This is a genomic window from Betaproteobacteria bacterium, from assembly GCA_016791345.1.
In the GTDB taxonomy this organism is placed as follows: Bacteria; Pseudomonadota; Gammaproteobacteria; order Burkholderiales; family JAEUMW01; genus JAEUMW01.
On the sequence record JAEUMW010000399.1, the window covers coordinates 1 to 3,646 of the forward strand.

General features: G+C 63.6%; 4 protein-coding genes. 3 read left to right on the top strand and 1 reads right to left on the bottom strand.

Annotated features, from left to right (window positions below; translation table 11 throughout):
- From JNK68_15265 to JNK68_15275, 3 genes are all read left to right on the top strand, one after another.
- The coding region (locus JNK68_15265; protein ID MBL8541704.1) for a TonB-dependent receptor at nt 1-360 on the top strand (360 nt) is incomplete at its 5' end.
- Between the two features lie 249 nt (nt 361-609).
- Nucleotides 610-1,431 carry a hypothetical protein gene (locus JNK68_15270; protein MBL8541705.1) on the top strand — a complete coding sequence of 274 codons (822 nt, stop codon included), beginning with the start codon at nt 610-612 and terminating at the stop codon, nt 1,429-1,431.
- Nucleotides 1,428-2,621 (top strand): hypothetical protein, encoded by a 1,194-nt coding sequence (locus JNK68_15275; GenBank protein ID MBL8541706.1) that lies wholly within the window; start codon nt 1,428-1,430, stop codon nt 2,619-2,621. The genes JNK68_15270 and JNK68_15275 overlap by 4 nt, the downstream gene beginning before the upstream one ends.
- 142 nt (nt 2,622-2,763) lie before the next feature.
- Here the strand turns inward: JNK68_15275 and JNK68_15280 are convergent, their stop codons facing one another.
- Nucleotides 2,764-3,207: a c-type cytochrome gene (locus JNK68_15280; GenBank protein MBL8541707.1), complete on the bottom strand. Its 444-nt coding sequence runs from the start codon at nt 3,205-3,207 to the stop codon at nt 2,764-2,766.
- Nucleotides 3,208-3,646 lie beyond the last annotated feature (439 nt).

A 3,646-nucleotide genomic window follows, 5' to 3' on the forward strand; every position in this document is an offset into this window, starting at 1 on the left:
GCGGGCGACCGCGTCCCCGGAGCACCTGGTACGGTCGGCTCCGCGGGGATCACTGTGGGCAGCCTGGACGGATGGTTCGGCAGCCTGCGCTGGCGTTACATCGCAAACATTCCGCTGATCGAGGACGACAGTGTTCGTGCGCCGTCGCTGTCGCAGTTCAACGGGCGCACCGGTTACGCCTTCGACGATCGCTGGCGGGCGTGGCTCGACGTTTTCAACTTCTTCAACGGCAACGACAACGACATCAACTACTACTACGTGTCGCGCATGCCTGGCGAGCCTTCCGAGGGCATCGCCGACCTGCGCGTCCATCCGGTGGAACCGCGGATCTTCAGGTTGAGCGTGTCGGCGGCGTTCTGAGACCTTCCGCCTGATCGGCCCATTGCTCCTGCGTCCGTGAGCCGCCCATCGCAGCGAACCTGCTCACCGTCTTACGCATCGGCCCCCACGGCAGCAACTCCCGAAAGCGACGCCTGAGTCTGTAACTGCACGCGGTCGGTTCTCATCTTCACGCCGGCGGAGTGTCGGCGCCTTCACGTCTCCGATCGTCCAGGTGCACGGAACTTGCCTCGCGAGGGTTCGAAAATCGTCCTCTCCGATGGCCCCCAAGTGACCCCCTGCACCATCTCGATTGCCCATCTGACCCACAGCATGGAGGCTCCCTACCTCCTCAAGGCCCTTGCGCGAATCTGGGAAGGCGATGGCGCGCAGGTCGTGATCGGAACGGACTACGCCGCCGACGCCGACGTCTGCATCCTGCATCACGACCGGACGAGGCTCGACGCCGCTGCGCTGCCCTCGCCATCGCGGCAGATGCCGGTCGTGAATGGTCGTGCTCTCGACATCTCCAAGCGCCTCTACTCGACGCTCAGGCTCGACCGACATGACGACTGGACAGGACCCGTCATCGTCAAGACGAACCGCAATTTCTTCGGCGACCCCGAGCGCGAAACCCGACCATCGCTGGGCGAACGAATACGCAGGAAGCTGGCGGGCTTCTCGTGGAGGCTCGCCGGCACGCTGCCGCGTCAGACCTATCCGATTGTCGAGTCCGTCAAGAAGGTGCCGCGCTGGGTTTGGGAAGACGCAGAACTCATCGTCGAGCGCTTCCTGCCCGAGCGCGAGGGCGATCTCTACGCAATCCGCGGATGGGTGTTCCTGGGTGACCAGAGCTACGGTTACCGCATGGTCGCGAACGAACCCATGGTCAAGGCCAGATCGATCATCAAGCATGAGTTCCTCGACGAGACGCCCGACGAGATTCGGGCTTACAAGGACGAGTTGGGAATCGACTTCGGCAAGCTCGACTACGTCATCCACGAAGGACGCGCCTTCCTTCTCGACGCGAACAAGACCCCCGTCGTCACCGGCAAGGGCGACTCGCCAAACCTGAGGAAACTCGCGCGCGGCATCGAAGGATTTCTGTCATGACGGTCATCACCCGCCTCCAGCCTGCCCTCTCCCCCGACCGGCTCTATCCGAGCGACGCCGCCTACATGGCGCGGACGGAATTCGATCAGATCCGCATGACCGGACTCAAGCCGGTGACGCTCGATGCGGTCACGACCCTGCTCCTCGGGCTGCTCGGCCGGCGCGCCAGCGTGCGTCACCGCGCAGGCGTCACCGACGAGATCATGGCGATCCTGGAGCGCGCTGGCCTGGAAATCGAGGAGGACATGCGCGTGTACGAAACCGCGGAGCAGGCGGAGCGCCTTGCAACGCGGTTGATCGCCGAAGGGCACCGGATCTTCTCTCCCTATCCCCTGCCCAAGGGACGCTTCCCGGACCGTGCCCAGCTGGTCGCGCCGGAGCTATGGACGAGCCTGAATGCCAAGGAATATCTCGACCGCATAGTTCCTCCGGACAACCTGGCGCCGCGCCGGATCGCCCCTGTCGAAGCCTTGATGAGGTCCGCCTTCATGCGGCCCGTTTTCGTCAAGGCCTGCCTGGAGGTTGCCACCGGCGCCGGCTATGCCGTACGCCACTGCTCCGACGAGGCGCAGTGGACGAAGGCGCTCGAATGGTTCCGCGCCGAGAACATCGACCGGGTCATCGTCGAGGACGCCATTGCCCACCGCACGTGCTGGTGCGCGACCTTCGCCGTGGAAGCGAGCCGAACGACCTTCATCGGTGCCGCCGAGCAACTCTTCTCTGCGCCCGCATGCCAGTCCGGCAGCATGATCGACCCGGCCAACCCGCTGCCTCGTGCCGGTCGCGAACTCGTCGTCGCCGTCGGCGAAGCCGCGAGGAGACAGGGCTACATCGGACTCGCCGGCCTCGATGTGGCGCTCGCTGACGATGGCCTCCTGATCGTGCTGGACCCGAACTTCCGCTTCAACGCATCGAGCACGCAGGTCCTGCTTCACACGGCAGCCACGGCGCGCGAAGGACTTGCGGTGAGCTGCTCGGCACACGCGGCAACCCTGCTTCCCTTGGAGAAGATCAGGCGTCGCATCGAAGGACCGATAGACGACGGCTGGTTCGTTCCGACGCGGCTCCTCGATGCCCGCTGGCTGCAGACCGCGGAAGGACGGTCGATGTGCACCGGCTTCGTTCTCGGCACGGACCGCCGTCAGGCTCTGGCGCGCAGCGAGGCGCTGAAGACGCTGCTGGAAGCTTGAGCGCTCGAAGAACGCCGGAAAGCGCTATTCCGCGCAAGCAGGACGCAGCACCGCATTTTTCCGAACCACCAGGAAAGGCCACGCGGCCGCCGCCTTTGCAACGGCCGCGTGGGTGAAACCGCTCAAACCCGCATCTTGCGCACTATTTCCCGAACGGCGCCGGCCGCGGAGTCTTGTCGGTCGACGGCGGAAGAACCGGCAATTGGAAGCTCGGTTGATCGCCGGTGAGCGTCTTCAGGAACGCAACGATCTCCGCATTCTCCTGGGGCGTGAACTTCTTGCCGAGCTGCAGCCGACCCATCGTGTCGACCGCTTCCGGCAGGGTGTTCGCGGCACCGTCGTGGAAGTAGGGATAGGTCATCTCGACGTTGCGCAGCGTCGGCACCTTGAAGTTGAAGCGGTCACCATCCTTGCCGGTGACGGCACTGCGACCTTCCGCCGTGCTCTTGGCCTTGTAGGGCTCGACGATCCCCATCGGGATGTTATCGGTGCCTCCCATCGAGAGGTTGTGACAGGAGTTGCAGGAGATGAACCCTGATTTCGACAGGCGTGGATCGAAATAGAGCTTCTTGCCGAGTTCTGCCATCCCGAGGTTGATCTGCTTCGGTGGCGTAATCGGCTGGATCGGTTCGTCAGCTGCGGCAGCGAAGTTGCACCACGCGGCGGCCAGCAGTGCGATGAGGACACGGATTTTCACTCTTACACCCCCCCGCTTATAGGTTGATTATGTTCTTGAAACATACCACCCCGGTATGCGGCGGGCTTGACGCAGATCAACGACTCGATTGGCCGTCAGGGGATAGGCGGAACGACCGTATTTCCGCTCCGTGCTGCGACGTTTCGGGGCCACGGAAGCGGCATCGAAGCAGGGTACCGTCCTGTCTCCTTCCGCGATATCGGTGTCGCACTTCCGATCAACCGAAACCTCCGGACACGCGTTAGGTCATAGCAGCAACCAAGAAGGAGATGTCACATGTTCGCGAGCAAGCGGGTCGCAGCGATGGTCATTGCACCTTGCCTCATGG